The organism is Alkalihalophilus sp. As8PL, from assembly GCF_040939795.1.
Taxonomy (GTDB): Bacteria; Bacillota; Bacilli; order Bacillales; family Bacillaceae_D; genus Alkalihalophilus; species Alkalihalophilus lindianensis.
Map to the genome: position 1 here is coordinate 30002 of NZ_CP162550.1, position 23772 is coordinate 53773.

Annotated in this window: 15 protein-coding genes; 10 read left to right on the forward strand and 5 right to left on the reverse strand. The window is 33.6% G+C overall.

What is annotated here, in order from left to right:
* Window positions 1-389: 389 nt before the first annotated feature.
* Window positions 390-2126: a hypothetical protein gene (locus tag AB3N04_RS00170; protein ID WP_368502787.1), complete on the reverse strand. Its 1737-nt coding sequence runs from the start codon at window positions 2124-2126 to the stop codon at window positions 390-392.
* Window positions 2123-5263, reverse strand: a complete 3141-nt coding sequence (locus tag AB3N04_RS00175) for an AAA domain-containing protein (RefSeq protein ID WP_368502788.1) — start codon at window positions 5261-5263, stop codon at window positions 2123-2125. Before AB3N04_RS00175 ends, AB3N04_RS00170 begins: the two co-directional genes overlap by 4 nt.
* Before the next feature lie 981 nt (window positions 5264-6244).
* On the opposite strand from AB3N04_RS00175, the gene istA reads away from it, so the two are divergent.
* Both istA and istB read left to right on the forward strand, forming a co-directional pair.
* The gene (gene istA, locus AB3N04_RS00180) at window positions 6245-7786 is read left to right on the forward strand and encodes an IS21 family transposase (RefSeq protein ID WP_368502789.1); all 1542 of its coding nucleotides are present in this window, start codon (window positions 6245-6247) and stop codon (window positions 7784-7786) included.
* Window positions 7786-8529, forward strand: coding sequence for an IS21-like element helper ATPase IstB (istB, locus tag AB3N04_RS00185; protein WP_368502790.1), 744 nt, complete (start codon window positions 7786-7788; stop codon window positions 8527-8529). The genes istA and istB overlap by 1 nt, the downstream gene beginning before the upstream one ends.
* Before the next feature lie 382 nt (window positions 8530-8911).
* Here the strand turns inward: istB and AB3N04_RS00190 are convergent, their stop codons facing one another.
* The gene (locus AB3N04_RS00190) at window positions 8912-9205 is read right to left on the reverse strand and encodes a hypothetical protein (RefSeq protein WP_368502791.1); all 294 of its coding nucleotides are present in this window, start codon (window positions 9203-9205) and stop codon (window positions 8912-8914) included.
* Between the two features lie 305 nt (window positions 9206-9510).
* Window positions 9511-12507, reverse strand: a complete 2997-nt coding sequence (locus AB3N04_RS00195; RefSeq protein ID WP_368502792.1) for an AAA domain-containing protein — start codon at window positions 12505-12507, stop codon at window positions 9511-9513.
* A 964-nt stretch (window positions 12508-13471) separates the two neighbouring features.
* Between AB3N04_RS00195 and AB3N04_RS00200 the strand changes: the two genes are divergently transcribed.
* The 8 genes from AB3N04_RS00200 to AB3N04_RS00235 all read left to right on the forward strand — a co-directional run bounded on the left by AB3N04_RS00200 (window position 13472) and on the right by AB3N04_RS00235 (window position 23031).
* Window positions 13472-15400, forward strand: coding sequence for an FAD/NAD(P)-binding protein (locus AB3N04_RS00200; protein WP_368502793.1), 1929 nt, complete (start codon window positions 13472-13474; stop codon window positions 15398-15400).
* Window positions 15363-16577, forward strand: a complete 1215-nt coding sequence (locus tag AB3N04_RS00205; RefSeq protein WP_368502794.1) for an MFS transporter — start codon at window positions 15363-15365, stop codon at window positions 16575-16577. Before AB3N04_RS00200 ends, AB3N04_RS00205 begins: the two co-directional genes overlap by 38 nt.
* A complete protein-coding gene (locus tag AB3N04_RS00210) occupies window positions 16549-17748 on the forward strand; it encodes a YbfB/YjiJ family MFS transporter (RefSeq protein WP_368502795.1) in 1200 nt (399 codons plus the stop codon). Before AB3N04_RS00205 ends, AB3N04_RS00210 begins: the two co-directional genes overlap by 29 nt.
* Window positions 17720-17929, forward strand: coding sequence for a 2-hydroxymuconate tautomerase family protein (locus AB3N04_RS00215; protein ID WP_017729264.1), 210 nt, complete (start codon window positions 17720-17722; stop codon window positions 17927-17929). The genes AB3N04_RS00210 and AB3N04_RS00215 overlap by 29 nt, the downstream gene beginning before the upstream one ends.
* A 1099-nt stretch (window positions 17930-19028) precedes the next feature.
* Window positions 19029-19223, forward strand: a complete 195-nt coding sequence (locus AB3N04_RS00220) for a YolD-like family protein (RefSeq protein ID WP_368502796.1) — start codon at window positions 19029-19031, stop codon at window positions 19221-19223.
* Between the two features lie 258 nt (window positions 19224-19481).
* Complete coding sequence (locus AB3N04_RS00225) at window positions 19482-20855, forward strand: T7SS effector LXG polymorphic toxin (RefSeq protein WP_368502797.1); 1374 nt, start codon at window positions 19482-19484, stop codon at window positions 20853-20855.
* A 17-nt stretch (window positions 20856-20872) separates the two neighbouring features.
* Window positions 20873-21034: a hypothetical protein gene (locus AB3N04_RS00230; RefSeq protein WP_368502798.1), complete on the forward strand. Its 162-nt coding sequence runs from the start codon at window positions 20873-20875 to the stop codon at window positions 21032-21034.
* A 758-nt stretch (window positions 21035-21792) separates the two neighbouring features.
* The gene (locus tag AB3N04_RS00235) at window positions 21793-23031 is read left to right on the forward strand and encodes an IS110 family transposase (protein WP_289234220.1); all 1239 of its coding nucleotides are present in this window, start codon (window positions 21793-21795) and stop codon (window positions 23029-23031) included.
* A 158-nt stretch (window positions 23032-23189) separates the two neighbouring features.
* On the opposite strand, the gene AB3N04_RS00240 is transcribed toward AB3N04_RS00235, so the two are convergent.
* Window positions 23190-23585 carry a hypothetical protein gene (locus AB3N04_RS00240; protein ID WP_368502799.1) on the reverse strand — a complete coding sequence of 132 codons (396 nt, stop codon included), beginning with the start codon at window positions 23583-23585 and terminating at the stop codon, window positions 23190-23192.
* Window positions 23586-23772 lie beyond the last annotated feature (187 nt).

Below are 23772 nucleotides of genomic sequence, written 5' to 3' on the forward strand. Positions count from 1 at the left end.
CTAAAACCTTGCAAAGCTCTGCACTTTTATTTTGCCATAAACATTTCAGCTATAGCTTTGATCGTCCATCCTTTTTGAAATAGCTCTCTGATCATAAAAAATTCCCCAATCTTGACCATCGTTTCGCCACTCCATCATCATGTAGTTTTGAAACCATTGTCCGTTATTTTAAGGGAATTTTAAACCGTTATTATTAGGGATTTTATCACCGTTGTTTACAACATTTCACCGTGGTTATTTATGAAGGAAAAATTAGCACTGATAGTATATATAATCAGTGCTAATGACAGTTTAGATAAATAAAATTAGATAATTTAATTGGAAAGGAAGGAGACTCTAAAAGAAGGAGTTTATTTTCAAAGCATCATACCGTATTAGGCAGACTACTCTTATAGAGCTATTTTATTTAAATCCCTAGAGGTTTCAATAATAGCATTAAAAATCTCCTTTAAAATAACTGTTTGGAGTATTAGATATCCATTTGAATAAAACTCCGGAAAAGTTCCATTTAGATCAGATTTTATATAGTTTAAATACTTTATTAAATTTTGCGAATTCAGATTATTGTGCTGCATAGAATTTCGGTAAACCCTCAACCTATCTAAAGCGTGATGTAATTTTGGAAAGTTATTTTTAAATTCCGTATAGAAATAGTTATTAATACCCATTTCTTTTCCACGCTCATCAATTAGTTCAACCATCGATGCGTTTAAATCCTTTGTAAAATTACTATAACTTTTTTCATTTTTGGCTAACTTTATATTATCCAAGTTATACTCGTTTAAAAATTGACCATTATCTAGCCATCCTATACCATAGTAGTCTTCCATTTCAACATCAAGACTTTTAGCTGACTCAACAATCTTTTTAATTTGATACTTTAATTCATCTAGATTATTTATTGGCTTAGTAAGTGCTTTTAGATTTTCTGAATTACCCGTTTCATCTTCTTGCTTTACATTAGTTAATTTAGAAATATTATGTGTAACACAAGTTGTATTATTTTTTAGTCCTAATTCATATTTTGTTATTTTATCAATATAACCAACTTTATTATCGAGTATCACGCTGGGATATTTATAGTCAATTTTATGCTGTAACTCCAAGTTATTGTATTTTTTTCTAAGATCAATTATTTTATATACCTTATTTTTTATATTAGTTGTAGGGTAGCTGCAACCAGTAAAACTTATTTTAAGGTTTCTCTTTCTCCTAAGATACCTCTCTAAATTGTTTATCCACTCATCCTTTAATTCATATGCTTCAATCATTGGTATTTCGATGAATACATTATTATAGTCTCTATTATAATAATCGTAATCTAAAATAGTATATAATTCGTCATTAGCCTCTAGTTCATAACCTTCAACACCCTTTACTTGGTCAATAAAGAGATCGATTGTGTTATCTGTAAATATTTTTATACCTATTTCATCTGCGTTTATCAAACCAGAATCAAAAAAGTTAACCTTTGTATTCCTATCATAAACTACTAATCTACTTTTCTTGTCTAAATCTTCAATGACTACAATATTATACTTCTTATATTCAGTGGGCTTTTCATTGACTGAAACCATCTCTACTAACTGGCCCTCGTATTCAGAATTGCTTTCTTTTATATACTCTTCTAAAATCCTTTTGATTATTTGCCCATATATAATTTCATTATTGTTCTTATCAAGAATAGGTTCTAAAGTATTTAAATTTATAGCCTTTGCATTTTTATTCGAGATATAATTTCTTGATTTTCTAATATATCCCGTAAAACCATCAACTGATATTGGTAACTCAATTCTCTGTAATTGTTCGTATTTATTGTTACTGATATACTTCCTCCCATCATCTGTTAATCTTTGAGTCTTTAAATCATACATACCATTAAGTTCTAAATCGTACACTGCATTTTTTATTAGTTCTTCATCAATAGACAATAACTCTGAAATTAATTTAGTATTTATTTCTTGATTAAGTAGCTTTAAAGTAAAGTCCATTACTACAGGTAATCCTTTATATAACGTCGCCAAACATACTACTGCTTTTTGGAAAATAGGAAAACCAACTTCTGTAATATTAATTATTTTATAATCTGGAAAATCAGATTTAACTGCATCAAGGACAATTTTCATAATTCCGCTCCCTGTATATTACAACTATTAGGATTTCGATTTATAAATTGAATAACTTTCCCAATACCCTCTTTGTATTTTACTTCACTATTGAGAACACACTCTTTGTTTCCAACTATGAATAAGCAATTCTTTCCTCTTGATAAGGCAACATTTATCCTTCGTTGATCTTTTAAAAACCCTAATTTATTTTCTTCATTAGAACGAACAACACTATAAAAAACAATGTCACATTCTGAACCCTGAAAAGCATCAATATTATCAATTTGAATATCAATATTGGTCCATTTTGTATTTTTCGGTTCAATTTTATTGGTTAATAATTGTTTTTGTGCATTATATCCTGAAATGATTCCCACACTAGCTCTTATATTTTTTTCATTATAAATCTTGTTAATCTTATCAAGTTCCTTTTTTATAACACCTACTTCTAAATTATTCCTGTATGAATCATTGTGTTTTTCTTCAGAGTTATCAGACATGTTTGATGTATCAATCCATTTAACAACTTCTTTAAAATCTAGATGATGTTTTCTGCTCTCAGCCTTTATTTTAGTATTTATATTATATGTTGGATAAAAACTTGTATTTACTAGCTTAGATATTTCTGGGTGCATTCGAAATTGTGAAGTTAATGTTTCTTTTGCTTCTTTTGAACATGGTTCAAACAATTCTTCGAATAAACTTCTTTCTAGCTTCTTTATATTAATTTTAGCTTCTAAACCCTTATCTTGAACAAGGTTTACAATTGGCGGTAATTGCTTATGGTCACCAACTAAAATTATTTTTTTACCTAGTAACATCGGAAGAATAAGTTCAGGAGCAGTTGCTCTTGCAGCCTCATCTATAATTACCCAATCATAAGTCAAGTTTCTCAAAGTATGCCTTGATGCAATACCAACACACGTTGCAGCTACAATAGATGCTTCTCTAGCAAAGATATCATCAAACTCATCTAGTAGATCTAATCTATTTGTCCAATCTTTAATAATATTTATAGTCTTCACAGCTTTCGGATCAAATAATCTAACATCTATTTCATCTGGTTTTATAAAAGTATTCTTATTTAAATTAAATTGCATGTATTTTCTTAATGCTTTATCTTTACCATAAGAATTCTCAATATATTCTATCGTCCTAGCTATAGAGTTTGACTTTACTTCTTCAGCCCAAGTTTTAATTTGTTCAGTAGCCAATAGGTTTTGTGCGTCCTTAGATATCTTTTCACTTGTCCCTACACGTATTATCTTCTTATCTGAATGAGTTTTAAGGACATTTTTAAGTAAGTGATCAACTGCTACGTGAGATGGAGAAGTAATTAATACTGTAGACTTTATATCCTGTGAAAAGATTTGATTTATCAACTCTGTAATAACTGTTGATTTACCAGTTCCCGGGGGGCCTTGGATTAAAAAGATATCATTTGTTTTTAGAGCCTTTCTCACTATTTTCTTATTAGCCTCATCTATAGTTTGATTTACAAAGTCTAAGTCTAATTCAACCTTGTTCATTGTTAGGTGCTCTGGTTTAAGAAGATAGTCTATTAAGTTCCTGTTAACCGATTCATTATTATTTAGTGCATATAATGCATTACTATATCTTTTTAACATTTGGTTAATCATCGATAAATCAACTCTTGTTTCACCTCGTTTATTTAAATTTTGAATTTCTACATCGGAAAGTAAAGCTACTTTTAATTTATTTTCATGAATATTTTTTATTGGTCCAACCTTAACAAACTTATTTGCTTTTGTCTGTAATTTAATGTAATCACCATCTTGCAACATTGAGGATTCATAGTTTACATCCATAGTTATTGTTAGAAAATTACTTGAAGCATCATATTCAAAACCTTTGTAATTTCCTATTCGTTCCCTATTAAAGTTAATTTGTCTTAATATTTTTAATACTTCCTCCCAATCGGCAATCAACCTATTTTTCTGTTCTATTTTTTTCATTTTTTGTTTAAAGGACTCGAAGCTCATATCAATTTCATTCAATAATTTGTTTAAATCAGATGACTCATATGCAGCTGGCCTTTGTTGAGTTATATCTAAATTCAGCTTAATCTCAATACCTTTTGATTTTTCTAATTCATTTTCGTGATATTTATCAATTGAGTAGACTTTATAAACCCTCAAATATCCGTTTTTTCTATCTGGTAACAAATGATATTTAATTCCATTGCCTATTAGGTAGTAATTATTTTCAGTTTTGTACACGCTAGATTCTTTTAAACTCTGTTCTATAAAATCTCTAACAACATTAAAACTTGCACTAGATACTTTCCCTATATCTTGTAGATTTCTATTAATAATTTGTGGGATAAACAGCTTAACATTGCCATCTACTAAATTTAGTTTTATTTCTAATTTTAAATCTTCTATAAAAGAAATTAAACTCTTATATCTATCCTCTTTATTAATTTTTAGAGACTTATAGAGGATGTCTTTTACGTTTTGAGACACAGATAAGGAATCTATAGAATTGAATAGTTTTTCTTTATCTTCAGGGGGTTCAGTACCTGTAATTAGATAATAAAATGTAGCACCAAGGGAAAATATATCACTTCTAAAGTCAATTTGCTGCCCAAGTAAATGTTCTGGGGATGCATAACGTTTTGTAATGTAATCTTTTAAAGTATGCCCAGATCTAAATAAGTACATATCCAGAATCTTACTAACACCAAAATCAATAACCTTAACTTCCATGTTGGAGCTTACTAATACATTGGATGGTTTAATATCTCTATGTATTATCCGCTTATCATGGGCAGCTTGAACACCGTTTAAAATTTGAACCATAATATGTAACTTTTGTACTTTAGACATTTTATTTTTCTTAACAAATTCATTAAGATTATCTCCATTAAAGTATTCCATAACTATATAGAAGTTATCACCATCAATACCAGAGTCTTTATATTCTATAATATTTGAATGGTTTATCATTGAAAGTGCTTTCGAATCTCTATGAAATATCTCTTCTAAATCACTAAATTTCAATTTACTATAATTTTGATTTAAAATTTTCACAACAATAGGGGTCTTCCCCTTAACCATATACCCCTTATAAATTGTACTTTGATACGTATCTAGTAATTTCTCCTCAAGAACATACTTATTTGTCAAAATCATAGGTATATACTCCCTTCAAAAAACTTGCATTAATTAATAATATGGAGACTCATTAGACTTGCCGTATGGACATTTTACCATAAATTTCTACAAATTTTCTTATTGTACTTACATATTAGCTTCCTCTACGTTTACGAAATTTTCATTTTAACTGTAAATTTATTTTAAACACTGTAGTTCTTTTTATTTAAATGTTAAAAAGACACCCCATAGTTAATTATCTTAGGTGCCGTCATCTCTTAATCTAATGCATAAGCACCTCTGTTACTTTTCACCGAGAGTTCCCAGTACTTGCCGCGATACCGCTAAGGCTAATTCCCTGTTCATATAACTTTCTGATTCTTAATCAGAAATACCTTAATTATAAAAGTGACACACCAGTAAATGTGCACATTAATTATACAGAGTTATATTGTGGTAAACTGATGGCATTACAAGTTCATTTATTGTCATTAAGTGTTAAAAACATTGCAGAGGTGGTACATATTAATGGCTGTAATCACAGGGAAGAGTTAGAGTTAGCTTATAAAATATAATCTTAGCTTACTTCGAAAAGGTTATTAGATAGCTCTGATAAAGTTTTTAAGTATATAACAATCCATACAGGTTTATTGGGAGTAATTGGTGAAGATGCCAGCGAAGAATGGAGGGAAGTAAAAAGGGTGATGGATGATGAATAAGATCGCCCTTACCGTTTATTTAATGATCACTTACAATTGTTTTTCTCAACCAGGAACACAAAAGTTTTCTATTCTTAAATACATCCTCAAAAATAAACCTGAGGTTCGCTACTAAAAATTAAAACCTTACCTAGATCCTTTGAAAAGTTAAATGAATACAGCCATTCAAATGAGCCACTTGCGACACATTTCAGAGCCACCCCAAGACAAGTTATAGAGCCGCTTATGACAGTAAGAGAGCCACCTCCTGTAAAATGAAGAAGCGTGATATCACGTAATTTCATTTTACAGGAGGTTTTTTATGGTTTCATATCGAGAAATATTAAGGCTCCATGCCAAAGGATTTAGCAATCGATCCATAGCGGCCAGTTGTTCTTGTTCAAGGAACACTGTAGCTTCTGTATTAAAAGAAGCTGAAAAGTTGGGGGTTAGTTGGCCCTTAGAAAACAAAGTGGGTGATCTGGAAATACAACAAATTCTATTTCCGGGTAAAGGTAAGAATGAGATGAGAAAAAGGCCAGATGTTCAATACATTCATAAAGAGATGGCTAAAAGTGGGGTTACACTTTCTTTGCTTTGGCATGAATATGAATTAATTTGCCGTGAGAATCAAGAGATACCCTACAGCTATCGACAGTTTTGTAGGTTCTATGAGAGGTATGTGCACACATCCAAAGCTACTATGCGTATAAAAAGGAAGCCCGGAGAAGCATTAGAGGTTGATTGGGCAGGACAAACAGCTAAGTTAAAAGATTCAGTTACAGGTGAATTAAGAAAAGCGTATATTTTTGTAGCTGTTCTTCCATGCAGTCAATATTCTTATGTAGAAGCATTTGAGTCTATGGATATTAATAGTTGGATCATGGCACACATACATGCGTTTGAATTCTTTGGTGGAGTTCCACGAACTGTCGTTCCTGACAACTTAAAAACTGGGGTTATTAAACCAAAATCCGTAGATCCGGAATTAAATAGAACTTATCAGGAAATGGCTGAATATTATCAAACTGCTATCATCCCTGCGAGAGTCAGACATCCTAAAGATAAAGCCAGTGTAGAAAGCACAGTAAACGGGATTTCTACATGGATCATTGCCTCATTAAGAAATCAAGAGTTCTTCACTGTTAGTGAATTGAATCGAGAGATTCAACAGAAGCTAAGAGAATATAATGAGAAATCTTTTCAAAAAAAGAAAGGAAGTCGACTTACTGCCTTTTTAGAAGAGGAGAAGTTTTCACTATTCTCATTGCCGACTTCCAGATACGAGATAGCATCTTGGCAGAAAGCTACCGTACCTTATGATTATCATTTAAATGTGCAAGAAATGTTTTATTCTGTTCCTTATGAGTATATCAAACACCGAGTAGAAATCCGAGTGACGCAAACAGTTATAGAAGTATTCTACCAATCCTTTAGGATTGCCTCCCATAAGCGACTGTTTGGTAAAGAGGGCCAAGTCTCATCATTGCCTGAACATATGCCGGAAGATCACCAAAACTACATTAACTGGAACAGCCATTATTACCGTAATTGGGCAGAATCTATGGGGGAAGAGGTGGTTGGTATTATCGAGGGCTTCTTCGCTCTGTATAAAACCGAAAAACAAGCATTAAAGTCTTGTATGGCTTTAATGAAACTTAGTGATAAATACACACCTCAAAGGCTTACAGAAGCTTGTAAGAAAGCCTTAACGTATTCCCCTACACCTAACATTCAGAGTATTAAAACGATTCTAATGACTGGTCAAGATAAAGTTAAGATCACCATTGAGAGTGTCACACCAAAACATAAGAACGAGCACGGATTTACTAGAGGAGCTGCTTACTACGGGAGGAAGAAATAATGACAACTGATAATACAGTTACAAAATTACATGAAATGAGAATGAGTGCAATGGCAGAACAGTTTCAAGAGCAATTACTCCAACCGGAGTATAATGAACTCAGCTTCGAAGATCGATTTAGTTTACTCGTTGATATCGAATATACTCGTAGAAAAAATAATAAACTACAAAGACTTATACAATCTGCTCAATTTAGGTATCCAAATGCATGTATAGAAGACATTGAGTATCATAGCGATAGAAAGTTAGACAAAGCTCAAATCCTCAGATTAGCTACTGGTCAATATATACAAGATCACAGGAACATTATTATCAAAGGAGCATCAGGAAATGGCAAGTCCTACTTAGGGTGTGCTTTTGGCATCAATGCTTGTCGTCAGTTTTATAAGGTGAAGTATGTTCGATTACCTGACCTTTTTGATGAGTTAACCGTTGCAAGAGGAGAGGGAATTTTCAAGAAAGTGATGAATTCGTACAAGAAAGTTAATCTATTAATCTTAGACGAATGGTTGCTTACTACTCTAAAAGATCATCAGGCTAGAGATTTACTCGAAATAGTAGAATCTCGCCATCAAGTAGCATCCACAATCTTTTGTTCTCAATTCGATACTCCCGGTTGGTATGAAAAGATTGGAGAAGACACTTTAGCTGACGCGATACTGGATAGGATCATCCATGACTCCTACAATATATTTATAGACGGAGAACGTTCAATGAGAGAAAGAAAAGGATTACAATTATAAGATTCAAGCCATCTCGGTAGAGGTGGCTCTTTTAATGGCAAGCTATGCTCTCAAATATGTCCGAAGCGGCTCTAAAATATGACATACCTGGCTCTATCTCATGGCTGTAGTCATTAAATAAATTCTTTGAATAAGGTATATGTTACTGACCTTATAATTCTGCATTATTTCTAGATGAAATTTCATGAGTATAATCAGTTCTAAAGCCTTTTTGCATATCCAATCTTAGCTTATGATAATAAAGTTATTTAACTTCACAAACTAAAATCAAACATAACCCTGTACTAAATAAATTTAGTACAGGGTTTAAAATAGTGGTTTAATTTCCTATTGTTATTTTAGAGTCTCCTTCTAATACGCAGCAAACCTCTTCAACATAAGTTCACGTAAACAACAGCATTTCTGCTTTAAGTATCTTTTTCTCTTTCTTTGTTTCTCCTTCTCCTTCATTTGATAAATCCTGAATCTTTACATCTTCCATTAAACCTTGTAATGATAAGATACTTTTACCATATTGACTAAACAATTCTTTTAGATTATTTGCCCATCTCACTCTTTCAATATTTATTCCCGACATAAAACGACTGTTTCTAGCTTGAACAAGTGTGGAAAGACCAATAATAATACTTACAAACAATGCTCCAATGGTAATATAATCACCTGTTGTAATCTCCATGATCTAAAACTTCCTTTATTAAATAATAGTAATACAAGTTCTACTGTTCTGCTTACTGTACGTAGAGCTACAGCTGAAGTCCCCATAAAAATCTAAGCCAACCCTTAGGAACTATTTTATATAGACGTTAAAAGAACAGCACTACATAGTTATATTTCAAGGCTTTAAAGAAGTCGAAGATGATCATTTTGTTCTTGAATGCTCCTACCATTTAAGTAAAAGCAAGCAATTCTAAGTGATACACTCTAGGATTAATGTATAAAAAATATTAGGATCATTAATCCCTTGGCATACGCCTGTATTATTCAGTAATATTTTGTTTCAGTTTCGTGTTTCTCGATTTCTTGAATTATAGTTTTATAGTTTTCAAATCTTTCAAGCAAATTTTTATCTCCAATTAAATAGAACTCTTTCTTAGCTCGAGTTACCGCTACATTCAACAAGTTTGGCTCTTTACAAGCCCATTCTGCTGCACTTAGTGTTGTCGCATCTGTGCCAGTAATAAAGTATACAATTTCAGCTTCTTTACCTTGAAAGGTATGAACTGTGCCGATATTATTTTTTACCCAATCTTTATAAAAGGTCTCAAATTCCTTTAGTTCTTGCTTCAACACAACTTTGAGATCCAATTCACTTGAATAACCAATTTTAGATCTTGGAGGTGCTTCTAACCATTCTGTCATCTTCTTAAATAGACCTAAAACTATCTCTTTTTTTATCTCATTCTTAATAATTGAAAAAGGCGTTATAACAAAGACACTTGGGTAGGAATATTTTCCATCAATATAAATTTCCATTTCATTACATAAATCATCGTTGCTGCGTCTATTTCTTAAATCAACATACTTATGCATTAGAGCAAAACATTGTTGTTTGAGTGTATCCCAATTCTGATCTACGCTTTGTTGATTTAGTACACTTTCTAACAGTGGTTTCATTTCACTTATGTCATCTATTTTATGTTTAATAGAGTCTAATAACTTTCCCCTTAAATACTTAGCCATACTTTCATTAATAGTACTTATGAGGACATCGGTTTGCTCTGGTACATACTGTTTGGTTTTAACACTCCCCTGTGTATTCATCCATTTTCCAACGCCATCAGTTTTTAATTTATCATCTGCGAGAACCATTTTCCCATCATATGCTAACTTGTTAGCTATTGAAAACATAGGATTATTACATCGTCTGTGTACCCATAAAGGTATACCAATCCATTGAGCCCCCTTATATGTTCCTAATGCATTGGATCGGTCAGCCACAGATTGCACCGAACTTTTAATATTTAAAAATTCCTCGTCTACTTTGTTAATTAAACAAACATCATTTAAAAGTGAGGCTTCAACTGATTGAACCGGTTCTATTTGTAATGGGTCCCCTACAGCAAGAACTTTTTTAGAACGCCAAATTGCTCCTACAGCTTGCGCTGGAGTCGCTTGACCAGCTTCATCAATAAATAGGTTTGGAATAAAATCTTTAGGTATCCCACGATACATAGAAGCAAAGCTGGCAAAAGTAGTACTAACTACAGGGCAAATGCAGTGTAAGGTATTCCACATGGCTTTTATTGCATTTATTCCTTTTTCGCTATTGATGTCTATTTCATTTCTATTCTCGTTAAGCAGTGACAGAGCAGCTTCAAGTTTTGCATGATTAACTGATAGGAAATGGCGTAGTACTATTAATGCTTTAATAAAAAGTCTTGACCTTAAAGTGTTCAGTTCATCTGTTTGAAATAGAACGTTTTGTTGCCTGGATGCATAATTGGAACTTCCCCAATAATCACCTGTAGATTCTTGGAAACCTTTCTCATTGTTGGAATCTTCATGGGGTTTATCAACTAATATGGCCAAAGACTTTCTAAGCTTCTGCACTTTCTTATACAAGACTTTGAATTCCTCACATGCTTTTTCCCATTCTTGAATTCGATTTTCCTTTTTCCCGCCTGTCTTTGTTAGACTATTCATAAAACTGAAGGTCTCATGAGTAAGCAAGGTAGATGCTTTTTTAATATTTTCTCCTTTTCCTAACGGAATCGAAAACATCCCCCATGATTCATCACCAGCAATCTCTTTACTGATTGCTTTTGCATACTTTAATTGTTGCATTTCACTTAAAAAGTAAGAATCAATTTCTTTTTCCTTCGGTAAATCTTTAGTAATATTTTCTACAGCTGTATTATTACTAGAAGCGATAACAGCAGCATGTGCTGTTATTGAAGGATCTATATCATAAACGTTTCTAGATACAGATTCTTTCTTAATTCGGTTTTTAATAGTAACCTTTGTCCCTGTGTCTATTAGAGCTTTATCGGGATTTTTTCTAAAAGCCACAAGGGCTATTGCCTTGCGTACAACTATCTCAGCAAATATATCTTTTAGTAACGTTGTTTTCCCTGTACCTGGAGGACCATTCACGGAACTTATGCGCGTGTCGCTTCTGAAAAATTCATTGATTACAACTTGTTGCATCAGGGCGGCTTTATGTTCAATGTTAGATGGCCATCTGCCTAGTGGCGTATTAAGTGGATGTAACGATTCCTCAATAAATTCTCTGTTCTCATTAATGTCTAGCTTATTTTTCGGTTTTCTGAAAAACTGTTCTACAGTCATACTTTTTTCTTGTATAGCTCTTAAGATATCTTCGGAGTAGAAGCTATTAAATTTATCACTCTGTTCAGATTTACCATCCCTTATTGTTAGTTCCACATAGTGCTGATCTTTTTCGGTATTTGGCGGGATTGCAAAAACGGTGTTGAATTCTTTTGTAAATGACTCTAACCACTCCGGTGATAATATTCCTCCATTAATATTTGCTGCCTGGTCTTCTAAGTATGTACAAGCTTCTTTGTACTCATCGAAAAAATTATTGTTTTTCGTAAAAGGAGACTTATTTTTAATCGCTAATTTAATAAACAATGTTATCTGTGGTACAAATAGGGAGTCCTTAATATACTTTTGATTTTCATCAAAGTCCACGAAGAAACCAAAGCAATTCTTCATTGATTTATTATGTATTTCATCTGTAATTTGATAAAAGTCTCTTTGAAACTGCAGTAGTTGATGCTCTCTATAACAATATCCATAGAATCCATAGTTAGGCTTCAAGTTATTGTTTTTTAATTTAAGGTTAGACTTAGACCATTCTTTAGGGAAAGAACCTTCCCTTAAATGTTCCAACTTATGTAGGTTCTTTATTTTTTGAGTGGTATACTTTCTACTTATGGAACCTAAATTAGGAATTTCACCAGGAGCTAACGTTTCTATTTGCCATAGTGCCTTTAAGATGTTACTTACTTCCAAACCTTCACTTCCTTTATTATGTATAAATATATTATCGACTTTTGGCATTAAAAATGAAATATGGTGTACTGACTGTAACAAGACTGTCATTCATAAAACTTGCTGAAAAGTTTGAGACAAGTAAAACTACAATTGAGATGACAGCACTGAGGGGGAAAAATGATTATCCCCGTATTGTAGATAATTGATCGCACAATATTTCATTACGCTTTAAAGTGGTATATCAGCTTGATGGTGGAAGTAATATATCTGTTTTCAACACTGTATTGACCTTCACTTACTCCTTAACTTATGTCCAATAATCTCATTACCTCACCTTTCAATAATCTATGGTTATCATTCAAGTATAAGAGTTTATGCCCCTTAATAGTAATGGGTTCCTTGTAACTAGAACGGTACTCTACTCATACTTATTAACATCGATTTAAGCGCCTTCAGGCTGTATAAGTTAGTCGTCTTTTGATTTCCTTGACCCAATATTACATCCCCCACTTATTTTTTGTGACCACCAATTAATCCACTGCTATGTATAGCCGTAAATGACTTAGTATAAGAACTAGCACTTAGGATCGCGTGAATTTCAAACCGATACGTTTCGCATCTATCGTATAACCCAGCTTTCGAATAATTTTTCTTTCATTCATACACTTCGGTCGTGATATTTTTGGGATGTAGTTGCTTCAACAGTCTTTAGAAGTTTCTACCACAACCTAATAAGCTCACTTTGAAAGTTTCATCTAAATATACTCTGCTTTCAATTTTATCAAAAGTCCAGAATCATAAACCATCAACACATCTTTCTCTCTTATCTTGCTTTTCATGAGAGCGCATATAGATTGGTAGATTTTATGATAGGAAAAAAATTTATTTTTTGTAAATGTATGTAATACCCTTTTAATTACAAATAAGTTAATATAGTATATTAACTGTTATAAAATGGATTCGGAGAAGGGGAGGGTTATTTATGAAGATTGGTATTGTAGGGTTAGGACCTCGTGGCCTATCTATCTTTGAAAGGCTTTGTGCCAACATTAAAGAGGGAAAAAATTATGTAAAAGAGAATGATTATGATATTTATATTTTTGACCCATATCCACCAGGCGGAGCTGTATGGAGGAAAAATCAATCAAAACACTTACTTATGAATACAGTCGCTTCGCAAATAACTCTGTATACAGATGAAAGTATTGACTGTGCTGGACCAATTGTTAAAGGTCCAAGCTTATATGAATGGGCTAATTCATTAAAACAAAATGAATATTACAATGGTTTACCTCGGCATATACAAGAAGAAATTAAAAAAATGAATCCTAATTCATATCCAACTAGAGCGTTTTATGGTTATTATATGGAGGCTGCCTACAATAATTTGATCACTGACTTACCAAGCAATATAAATGTCTTCTTACACAGAGATGAAGTTATCAATATAATAAAAGTAAACAATGAATTATTCTTAGAAACTGAGGATAGTAAAAATAATACTGCAGTGGATAAAGCAGTACTGACATTAGGTCATACAGATCACAATTTAAATCAGCAAGGTCTAGATATTCAAAAATTTTCAAATGATCATAACCTTCTTTACTATAAGCCAGCAAATCCTGCTGATATCAATTTGTCAGATATTAAACCAAATGATACAGTGTTAATAAGAGGTTTAGGCTTAAACTTTTTCGACTACATGGCATTATTTACAATTGGACGAGATGGGAAGTTTGAAGAAAAAGACAATAAAGAATTAATATATATACCTTCTGGATATGAACCAAAGATGGTTGCTGGTTCACGTAGAGGTGTTCCACATCATTCGCGGGGTGAGAATCAAAAAGGTGCCTCGGAACGTCACGACCCTATTTTTCTAACTGAAGATATGATTCAAATCTTAAAAAGTAAAGATGAAGTTCACTTTGGAAGAGATTTATGGCCACTTATAGTAAATGAAGTAGAGTCAACGTACTACAGTACATATATTAGAAATAAACTTGGGGATGAGATAGCTAATAATTTTCTCAATGATTATAAACAAACTATCAATAATAAAGAAGACACATTATTAAAATACAGAATTAATAAAAAAGACTTTTTAAATTGGGACAAGATAAGTCATCCCCACTCCTTTAATAAGTTTTATTCAACTGATGAGTATCACCAATGGCTGGATATATATTTGAAATCTGACGTGGAAGAATCACAGTTAGGGAATAAAGCAGGTCCATTGAAAGCAGCATTAGATGTATTACGTGATATAAGAAATGAAGTACGTCTCATAGTAGACCACGGTGGGATAGTAGCTAGTTCTTATGAAAATGAATTACGTAAGTGGTACACACCATTAAACGCTTACCTTTCGATAGGCCCTCCAGTTCGTAGAATTGAAGAAATGAGAGCTTTAATAAAATGTGGTCTATTAACTATATTAGGGCCTAATGCTACCTTTAGAACAAATCTTGAAAGCGGTTTATTCGAAGGGTACTCCCCCCTAGTAAAAGATTCCTTAATCAAATCAAACATCCTAATAGAATCCAGGTTACCTGAAGTATCCATCACATTAACATCTAGTAAACTAATAAATAACTTATTAAAAAAAGCGATGGCAACTGAATACAAAATCAACTCGAAAAATTCAACGTTTAATACAGGCGGCTTAGCCGTATCCAAACCGCCAAATCGCCTGATAAGTAGTGATGGGAAACCCCATGATAACATTTTTATTTTTGGAGTCCCTACAGAAGGAGTTCATTGGGTGACATTTGCAGGTGTAAGACCTGGTGTCAATTCTGTAACATTAATGGAATCCGATTCAATCTCTAGAGAAATATTATTTGGTCGTATTGAAGAGAGTGTGGAAATTCATGAAACAATCATTACACGAGAAAAAGCAAAAGTTTGATAAAAGTGTCTCTACCATCATTAATATTGTGATAATAACTGTTGTCTCTTCATTTCCAGTATTCTACCCTGGTGCTATAAATGATATTTTACAACACGATTTGAATGTACAAGCATATGTAATAGGGCTGTTATTTTCACTATTTTGGTTATCTTCTGTAGCGGGTGCCAACTTTAATAGAAAACAGAATGACATTCTCGACTTAAGGAAGTCAATGTTTCTAGTGTTAATATTTATATCTACCTCAGTATTGATTATGTCTATTGGCTCTTTATACTCCTTAGGATTAGGAGTTTTAATAAGTGGTTGGTTATATGGTTACAGCCAACCACTTACTAATCAAATGATAACTAATAACTGTAACAGTAAATATCAAGGTTTAGCATTTGGTATTAAGCAAGCTGCAATACCTCTTGCTACTATTATTGCAAGTATTTCTATTGGAGTTATACTAAATATAGGTTGGCAAACGTTCCTTATATTTACTAGTGTCTTCATTGTTAGTTATTCATTAATTTTTATCAGGAATCAAAAAAAGATAACAGGAAAAAAGTCGAACATGTCAAAAAGATCCAATTTCGTAGCTGGCAGTAAACTAAAGAAAATGGCTTTTGTAGGTTTTTTAGGAGGCGCAATTGGAAATAGTTTAGCTGCTTATCTAGTAGCATCGTTGGTGTTACAAGGAATATCTATAACAAATTCCGGATTAATTGCTGCTGTTGGTGCTATAGGAAATATTCTAGTTCGTGTTATATCTGGAACTTTAATAGATAAGAAAGTTATTAATCCGCTCAATCTTTTAATACTAATTTTCTTTTGCGGCTCAGTAGGCGCTGTTTTCTTACAAATTAACCATAGCTTACTATTAATCATAGGTACAGTTTTAGCTTATGGAATAGGTTGGGGCTGGCCAGGTATTCTACATTACCTAGTTAGTATACAACACCCAGGAAGAGAGGCTAAAGCTACTTCCGTTACTCAAATGGGGGTATCCTTTGGATCGGCAACTGGACCAGTTCTATTTGGTATTCTTTATGTTTTAATTTCAGTACATTTCGCTTGGTTTACTCTTATTGTATTTGGAGCATTAGCTTGTATAATCCTACTCAACTTAAGATTAGAGAACAAGAATGAAAAGAGGCTAGATAATGGATTCTATAGTATCGAAGGAACGTAACCTCTTAATAATATCTGGTTTTTTAAGCTTAGCTATAGTAATGGGTATAGGTAGATTTTCTTATACCCCTATTTTCCCTTATATGCAGCTAGACTTTTTATTAACCCCATTTACCGCAGGGTTATTAGCAACATTCAATTTTATTGGTTATTTTATCGGAGCTTTAGGAGCAAGGTTTTTCCCTCAACAATCTAAGTGGTTATTACGTGGCTTACTTGTTAATATAGCTACTACAATATTAATGGGGTTTACCGAAAGTTACCTACTTTGGTTAGTATTCAGACTACTTTCTGGAATAACAAGTGGACTTATATTTGTTTTGGTATCAAATTTAATACTTAGTCATTTAAATCAAACAGGAAAAATGTCTTACTCAGGTTTTTTGTTTGGAGGAGTAGGGTTTGGAATTTTAATTTCAGGGTTGACAATACCTATCATACAGTCATTTTCCAGTTGGCACGCTAATTGGATTATATTAGGTGTTATTAGTGCGTTCTTAATGATTTTTATAGTTTACGGAATTAAAGTACAAGAACCGACCAGATCTAAGAGTCCACAACCTACAAATAAACCTATTTACAATACAAATAACAAACAGTCAATCAAATTCGCTTTATATATATCCTATACTCTAGAAGGGTTTGGATATATAATCTTCGGTACGTTTATAACAGCAATGCTAGTTAATAATACTAACTTTACATTTGAATCTCCCTATGTCTGGGCAGTAGTTGGCTTAGGAGCAATACCTTCTTGCATCTTTTGGGCCTGGCTAGGCAAGAAAACATCAGATATAAGTGCTCTGAAATGGGCTTATATAACACAAATAGTTAGTATTCTTATACCGGTTTTCACGGATAATTTAATACTAGTATTAATCTCTGCTTTCGGATTTGGAGCTACATTTATGGGCATTACAACTTTAACTATGACTATTGCAAAGTCGTTGTATGGACAAAGTGCCAATCTAATAAGTGGTCTAACAGCTGCTTATGCAGCAGGTCAACTTTTAGGACCGGTAATTGCAGGAACAGTTATAACCACTAATGATTATATATTACCATTCATAATTTCTGCAGCTGCACTAACAGCTGCATTAATTACAATAAATATAATAAATGTTAAGAAAGGGGAAAAGAATAATGCCGTATGTAAATATCAAAGTAACTAAAGAAAATGGTGGTCTAACTAAAGAGGAAAAACTGACATTAATTAAGGGGGCAACAAATTTATTAGCTGAAACTCTCAATAAGAACCCATCCTCAACAGTAGTTATAATTGATGAAATTGATATGGATAACTATGGTCTTGGTGCAGAACAAATTTCAGATCGAAGAAAAGCAGGAAAATAAATATGTATATATAAGTTCAAGAGATGCAATCAAGGGGCCGGAAAGGGTATTAACTTCTCGGTCCTTCTCTATGTAATTGTTCATATAATTAAATACCACTTTGTACTTAAATGACTTCCCCCCCTCGTCATTCATTAATCTATTTCTCAAATTATATGTTCTTTTTCTATTGGACGTATAAAGATACCTCCCCTTTGGCCAACTTCATTCCAAAAGTAGCTGGCTTATGAATATCACTTAAAAAACACCCATGCCTGTTAATTTAATTGCTGTCCCATGACACGGTCCCAATACTTTAATACCTTGCACGAGATAAAAGCGGCTTAACATTAAGCTTTTTTACCACGTGAAAATTTATGATTTCATTAGGTTGCTCCTTGCTGCTGTATAAAAACCTAAATCATAATCTATCCCAATATGCAAAGGTCCTTCCTATTACTATTAATGCCTAACCACCGGTGGTCAAATTAATTTGAGATAATTCTTTATAAGCATTTTCGAATACGACTAAAATGACAAATGCTTTGTTTCACATGTCCATATAACATTTTTTCCTCTCTAATGATCCCCCATAAGCCTATAAGCAGCATATTCTACTTTGTTTAGCAAGTAGTAGTCAGGTATTAACCTACAGTTGTAGGTAACTATAACGGCTGCGGATAAACATAAAAAACAGTTGCCGTTGTTTATCGCAACTGTTAACTAAAGCCATTCTAGCCCTGAATGGTCATACGCTACATACTATTCATTTTTGTTCGATAATGCTTTAAAATATATCTATTTATATCAACTTATCACTTTATTTCCCACATACGACTATCAATTTGGACTCCCCACTCTTTTAATTAAGGAGTTGCTGCTAATGTGCCGATTCGTATCACCTACAACAGCTAACTTACACTTTAGCGGGTCTAATCCTCTTTTCACAGCTGCCGCACTACCGTAAAAGCTTTTCACATCGATACATAGATAAGACTGTTTGGGAAAAAGGTTGCACTCCACTGTCCCCACTCCTCTTGATTATCCGATTAATTGCGTTATAATCAGTATACACGAACTTACGTTCTTATTAACTGAAAATAAAAGGAAGTGCTTGTAAATGCAATATCGCGGAATGATTAAGTGGACACAAATGGCTATTCCAGAGCACCTTGAAATGATCCGCAAAGAAAGGAAAGAAAAACGGAAACCAATCAAACCCCAATTAGATGAACAGGAATTAAATGAAATTGGGTATGTTATCGAAGAAAAATTAATGTGTGATAACCTGCGACAATCTATTATTGGGACTTAGAATCCGTTCAGAGCGTTAATGGAAGAATTCTTAAGCCAAGTACAAATCAAAAAATCACCATTTTAACGGAAGAAAGTTTCAAAATTCACCTCGACTATTCCTCTATCATCAAAGTAAATTAGAATGCTCATGCTTGAAATATGGGCTTCTAATTTTTAGCGTCAAAACCTTCTCTTCTCCCATGCAAACTTGAATTATTTTCACAAAATCCTATAATATGTTAAAATTTTCATTAGATATTGGGAGTGAGGTGTAGTAATGAAAACATTAGTAGTGGATGATCTACTTAGAGGGATCGAGGACACACAAAAACACGTACATACGCAACAGGAACAGATTAATCAAATTGAAGTTTCGATTACTTCATTCTTACAAATTAATCACCTCTTTACCGGTGAATCAGCTTCAGCGATCCGTTCTTTTTATGAGCAATGTCACCTTCCCTTTCTTCAATTTCTAAATCTTAGCTTTCTTCAATACAACACAACGTTAGATCAAATAAAACAATATGTATCTCATTTCGAACCTTCTCCATCTGGAGTCGTGCGAGAACAATATATTGAACAAGATGTACTTAATGGATTGGCTCAACTAGAACAAGCTACCTCTAAACTGACATCTTCTACAAATGCTGTTATGCAGAGGGTATCAGACCTTATTCACTTGCCACCTATATCAGATGAGCACGTCCAGCAGGATATCTTACAAGCGAAAAAACAAGGAACAGAAACGGTTGAACAATTAAACGAATTAGACCAGAAGGCCACAACAAGTCTAAATACTCTTGAAGAAGATCTTGTTCTCATGAATAATTATTTGCAAGAGATTCAATCAGCCTTTCAATCATCTAAGGGGCTAGCTACTTTCAATTCAATAGCTCTACACTATTCACCGGCATCCCTCTTATTACATTCTTCTTTATCTACACGACATAGACAAGCGAATCCTTTTTCTAATGACTTATCATTCCGTTCAAAAGCACCTGTGGCGTTTGAGAAATGGCATAATCCATTAGCGTATTATACACAGCTAAATGCTACGCTTGCTCCAACGAATAAGGATGGCAAAGAGGAATGGAGTAATGGCACGATCGAATGGGAAAGTGATAATGGAAAAATGGCTATCACTAAAGGGGAAAGTTTTGATGCGGCAGCTTATTTGGGAAAAGAGCCTTCCAGTGTAACAGTAGATGGCGTTTCAATACGGTACGAAGTTGTAGATGATCAGCTTATCATATTTAAGGACAATCCGGATTATTGGTATTACACTCAGAATGCTCAGCAAGGTAAGGTAAATTATATTGCTGGTCAACTTACACACAGGTCTGCTGAATTCGCAGGAATGTTTGCATTAGGCTATTATGCTAATAGAGTTCCTCGCTTAGGTGGCCTAGTAAAGAGAATAGACAATAAATATCCGTATCCTGTTGGTTCTATAGGTGCTGGCTTTCTAGGCTATGAAGCTCAAAAGAAGGTTCGTTACTGGGGTGAGATAGTCGGTACTCCTGTGCCAGAGGCTGGGACAAAAGAGGTTTTAGTATACCTTAGTAAAGATCGTGACGAGTGGGAAAATAGTCCTCGTGTTCTTTTTACGTTGAAACCTGATGGAAATGTTTCTAGGCAAACACCTTAAGGAAAGGAGAAATAATTATGGGGGAATACATTTGGTTGCTAGTCATTTCGATTGGCTTTTGTATCTTATTTCACTATTTTGATAAAAAGAGGATGCCTAAAAAGGCGATTGCCCCCTCAGTATTAATACTGTTTGCCCTTTTAGCAGTTTCAAACTATATTAAAGGGACTTTCTTTTAACATTCACTTTTTTTATCAATCTACTTTTTGGGAGATTTTTTGAAAAAGTGAACACGATATATAACTCTCCGAGAGTTGGTACAGTAGCAACTTTTAGGGAGGGTATGCTGTATAAGAAAAAATCATGTATTTCAGTGAGACACCGGATCAATAGAAAGGAGTATGCTATGGGAGAATATATCATACTGTTTTCAGGTGCAGTTTTCATTGTATTTTTAATGTATTATTTCGATGGGTTACAAAAGAAAGGTATTATTCCTACAATTATACTTATGTTTATCTTATTGATTATTGGTAATTATATACGAGCGTTAATTTAGTATTTGTTTAAAAGAAGCTGCCCCATTAGTAACGGGTTCGGTTAAGAGGTGCAAAATGATAAATCGAATCCGTATTGGTCATGTCAATCGCATTGTAATTAACAATAAAATAGCATTAGAAAAAGTGATGGAATAATCCATCACTTTTTTTGGTTTATTTTCTTCAACTAACGCACCCGTTCGTAATATAAGGTTAGCCAGATAAGAAAATATTTCTGGTTGACCTTATTTTTTATGGTCATATGATAGCGGTAGTCGGGGTAGAACGTCGCACCCGTGGGACTCGATCCCGTTAGCTAAACTGTTCGCCCCCTACTTGTATGAACATGTTTCAGGCTGGTTGGGACATAGAAATGATCCCGTTTAACAAGCGAACCTATGACACTACAAGAAGCTCTAGGGGTTACCGACTAATTTATTTCTAGGAGTTGATAAACAATGAATCCAGTCATCGGTCTGGATGTCTCAAAAGGAGAAAGTCAGGTTCAAGCCTTCTTGGACAAGGGAAAGCCTTATCGTAAGAGTTTCAGTATTAAACATAATCGTGAGGGTCTCGAGACATTCTTGGCATTTCTTCAAGAAGTCGAACAAGCAGCACAAGGACAACCACCTTCTGTGGTTTTAGAGTCGACAGGTCATTATCATCTACCTGTGATTCAGTTTCTGGAGGACCAAAAGTATGTGTATATTGTCATCAACCCACTCATTTCGCATCGAGCGAAAAGTTCGAGCTTACGCAAGGTAAAAACAGATGCCGTTGATGCATATCATTTGTGCGAGCTTTACTACAAGGAGGAGCTTGAACCCTATAAAAAACGAGGGATTCAACTCTTAAATCTTCGTAATTTAACCAGACAACAAGAGACGATCGCTGAAGTATCGGCGAATACGAAACTACAACTCCATTCCTTATTGGATCAGGTGTTTCCTGAATACAGAGGCGTATTTGGTAGTTTGTATTCGAAGGTATCGTTATTAACCCTGCAGGCTTTTCCAACTTCAGAGGCTGTCTTACAAGTGGATGAGTCTGAATTGGTCGAAAAGATCGCTTCGTTATGTAAAAGTCGTTCTGAGAGGTGGGCCATAGAAAAAGCACAAAAGCTGCGAGAGGCTGCCTTGCGTAACCCGTTTCAAAAGAATTTGTATGAGAGTCATATTTTTAATTTGGAGATGTTAACGAACATCGTTCTTCAATACCAAGAGCACCTATCCAACATCGCAACTGAAATAGATGCCCTTGCGAAAGAAATTGAAGAATATCAGATTATCCAATCTATTCCCGGAATTGGAGAAAAGATCGCCGCCACGATTATTTCTGAGATCGGTGAGATAGATCGGTTTAATCACCCAAAGAAGTTGGTTGCATTCGCTGGAGTCGACCCTAGTGTTTACTCTTCAGGAAAGTTTACAGCTTCCGTTAATCGGATAACTAAAAGAGGCTCTTCCAGACTGAGACATGCCTTATTTATGGCCGTTCAATGCGGGATTAGAGATTCTCGTAAGCAAAAGACAACCGACGAAATTATTGCACGGAACAAGAGACTCAGAGAGTTTTACGATAAAAAACGCGAAGAAGGTAAACCATTTAGAGTCGCTGTCATTGCTTGTGTCAATAAACTCTTACATTGGATTTATGCTTTACTGAAAAGCAAAACACCTTTCCAAGATGTAGCTTGATAGCTATATCTAACTAGATAGACCAAGACCTTCCAAAAAGTACAGATTGGTAGGTTATTTGGTATACTCATTTTTAGTATAGCATGTGTAATTTCATTTTTTTATTGAAATTGTTGACAAACTATTAGCTGGTTTAGCTTAACAATATTATTAAACAATTATTGAAAAGTTCCGCTTTCATTGTTGTTTGATTGTTTTAACTCCTTCTTATACTTAGTATAGGAAGTAAGAACTCCTATCAAATATAATCCCCATAGTATTGGATTAGTGATACCAATACCAACCTGAGAAACACCACCGAGTAAACTTAAAATTATAAGTAAGGAGAAAAAGTATATCCCCGAAAGAACAATAAAAATAAGTTCTTGTTTTTTCGAGCTAAACACTGGTTCTCCTTTATGACGAGTAATAACAGCTAATAAGATAAATGTTACAACCCCTATTGCTCCTATCGACATATTTATTCCTATATCGGGAAAGAAGTCTATGACAACCATTAAAGTGAAAAAAACCACTGCGAAAGCCTCTGATAAAAAATTAACTCTTTTTTTCATACGTCACCTTTCTCTACTAATCTAACTAAACATTTAGTAATTTTAATCAAAACTCCATTTCTTTTTTGAGGATAGCATTAAACTGCATACCCCTTGTTAAATAATCCTGCCTCGTTAGTTTAAGTATAAACCTTCACAAACTCTCACTATTTAAACATAAATATCCAATTTAACGCCTATTTTTAAT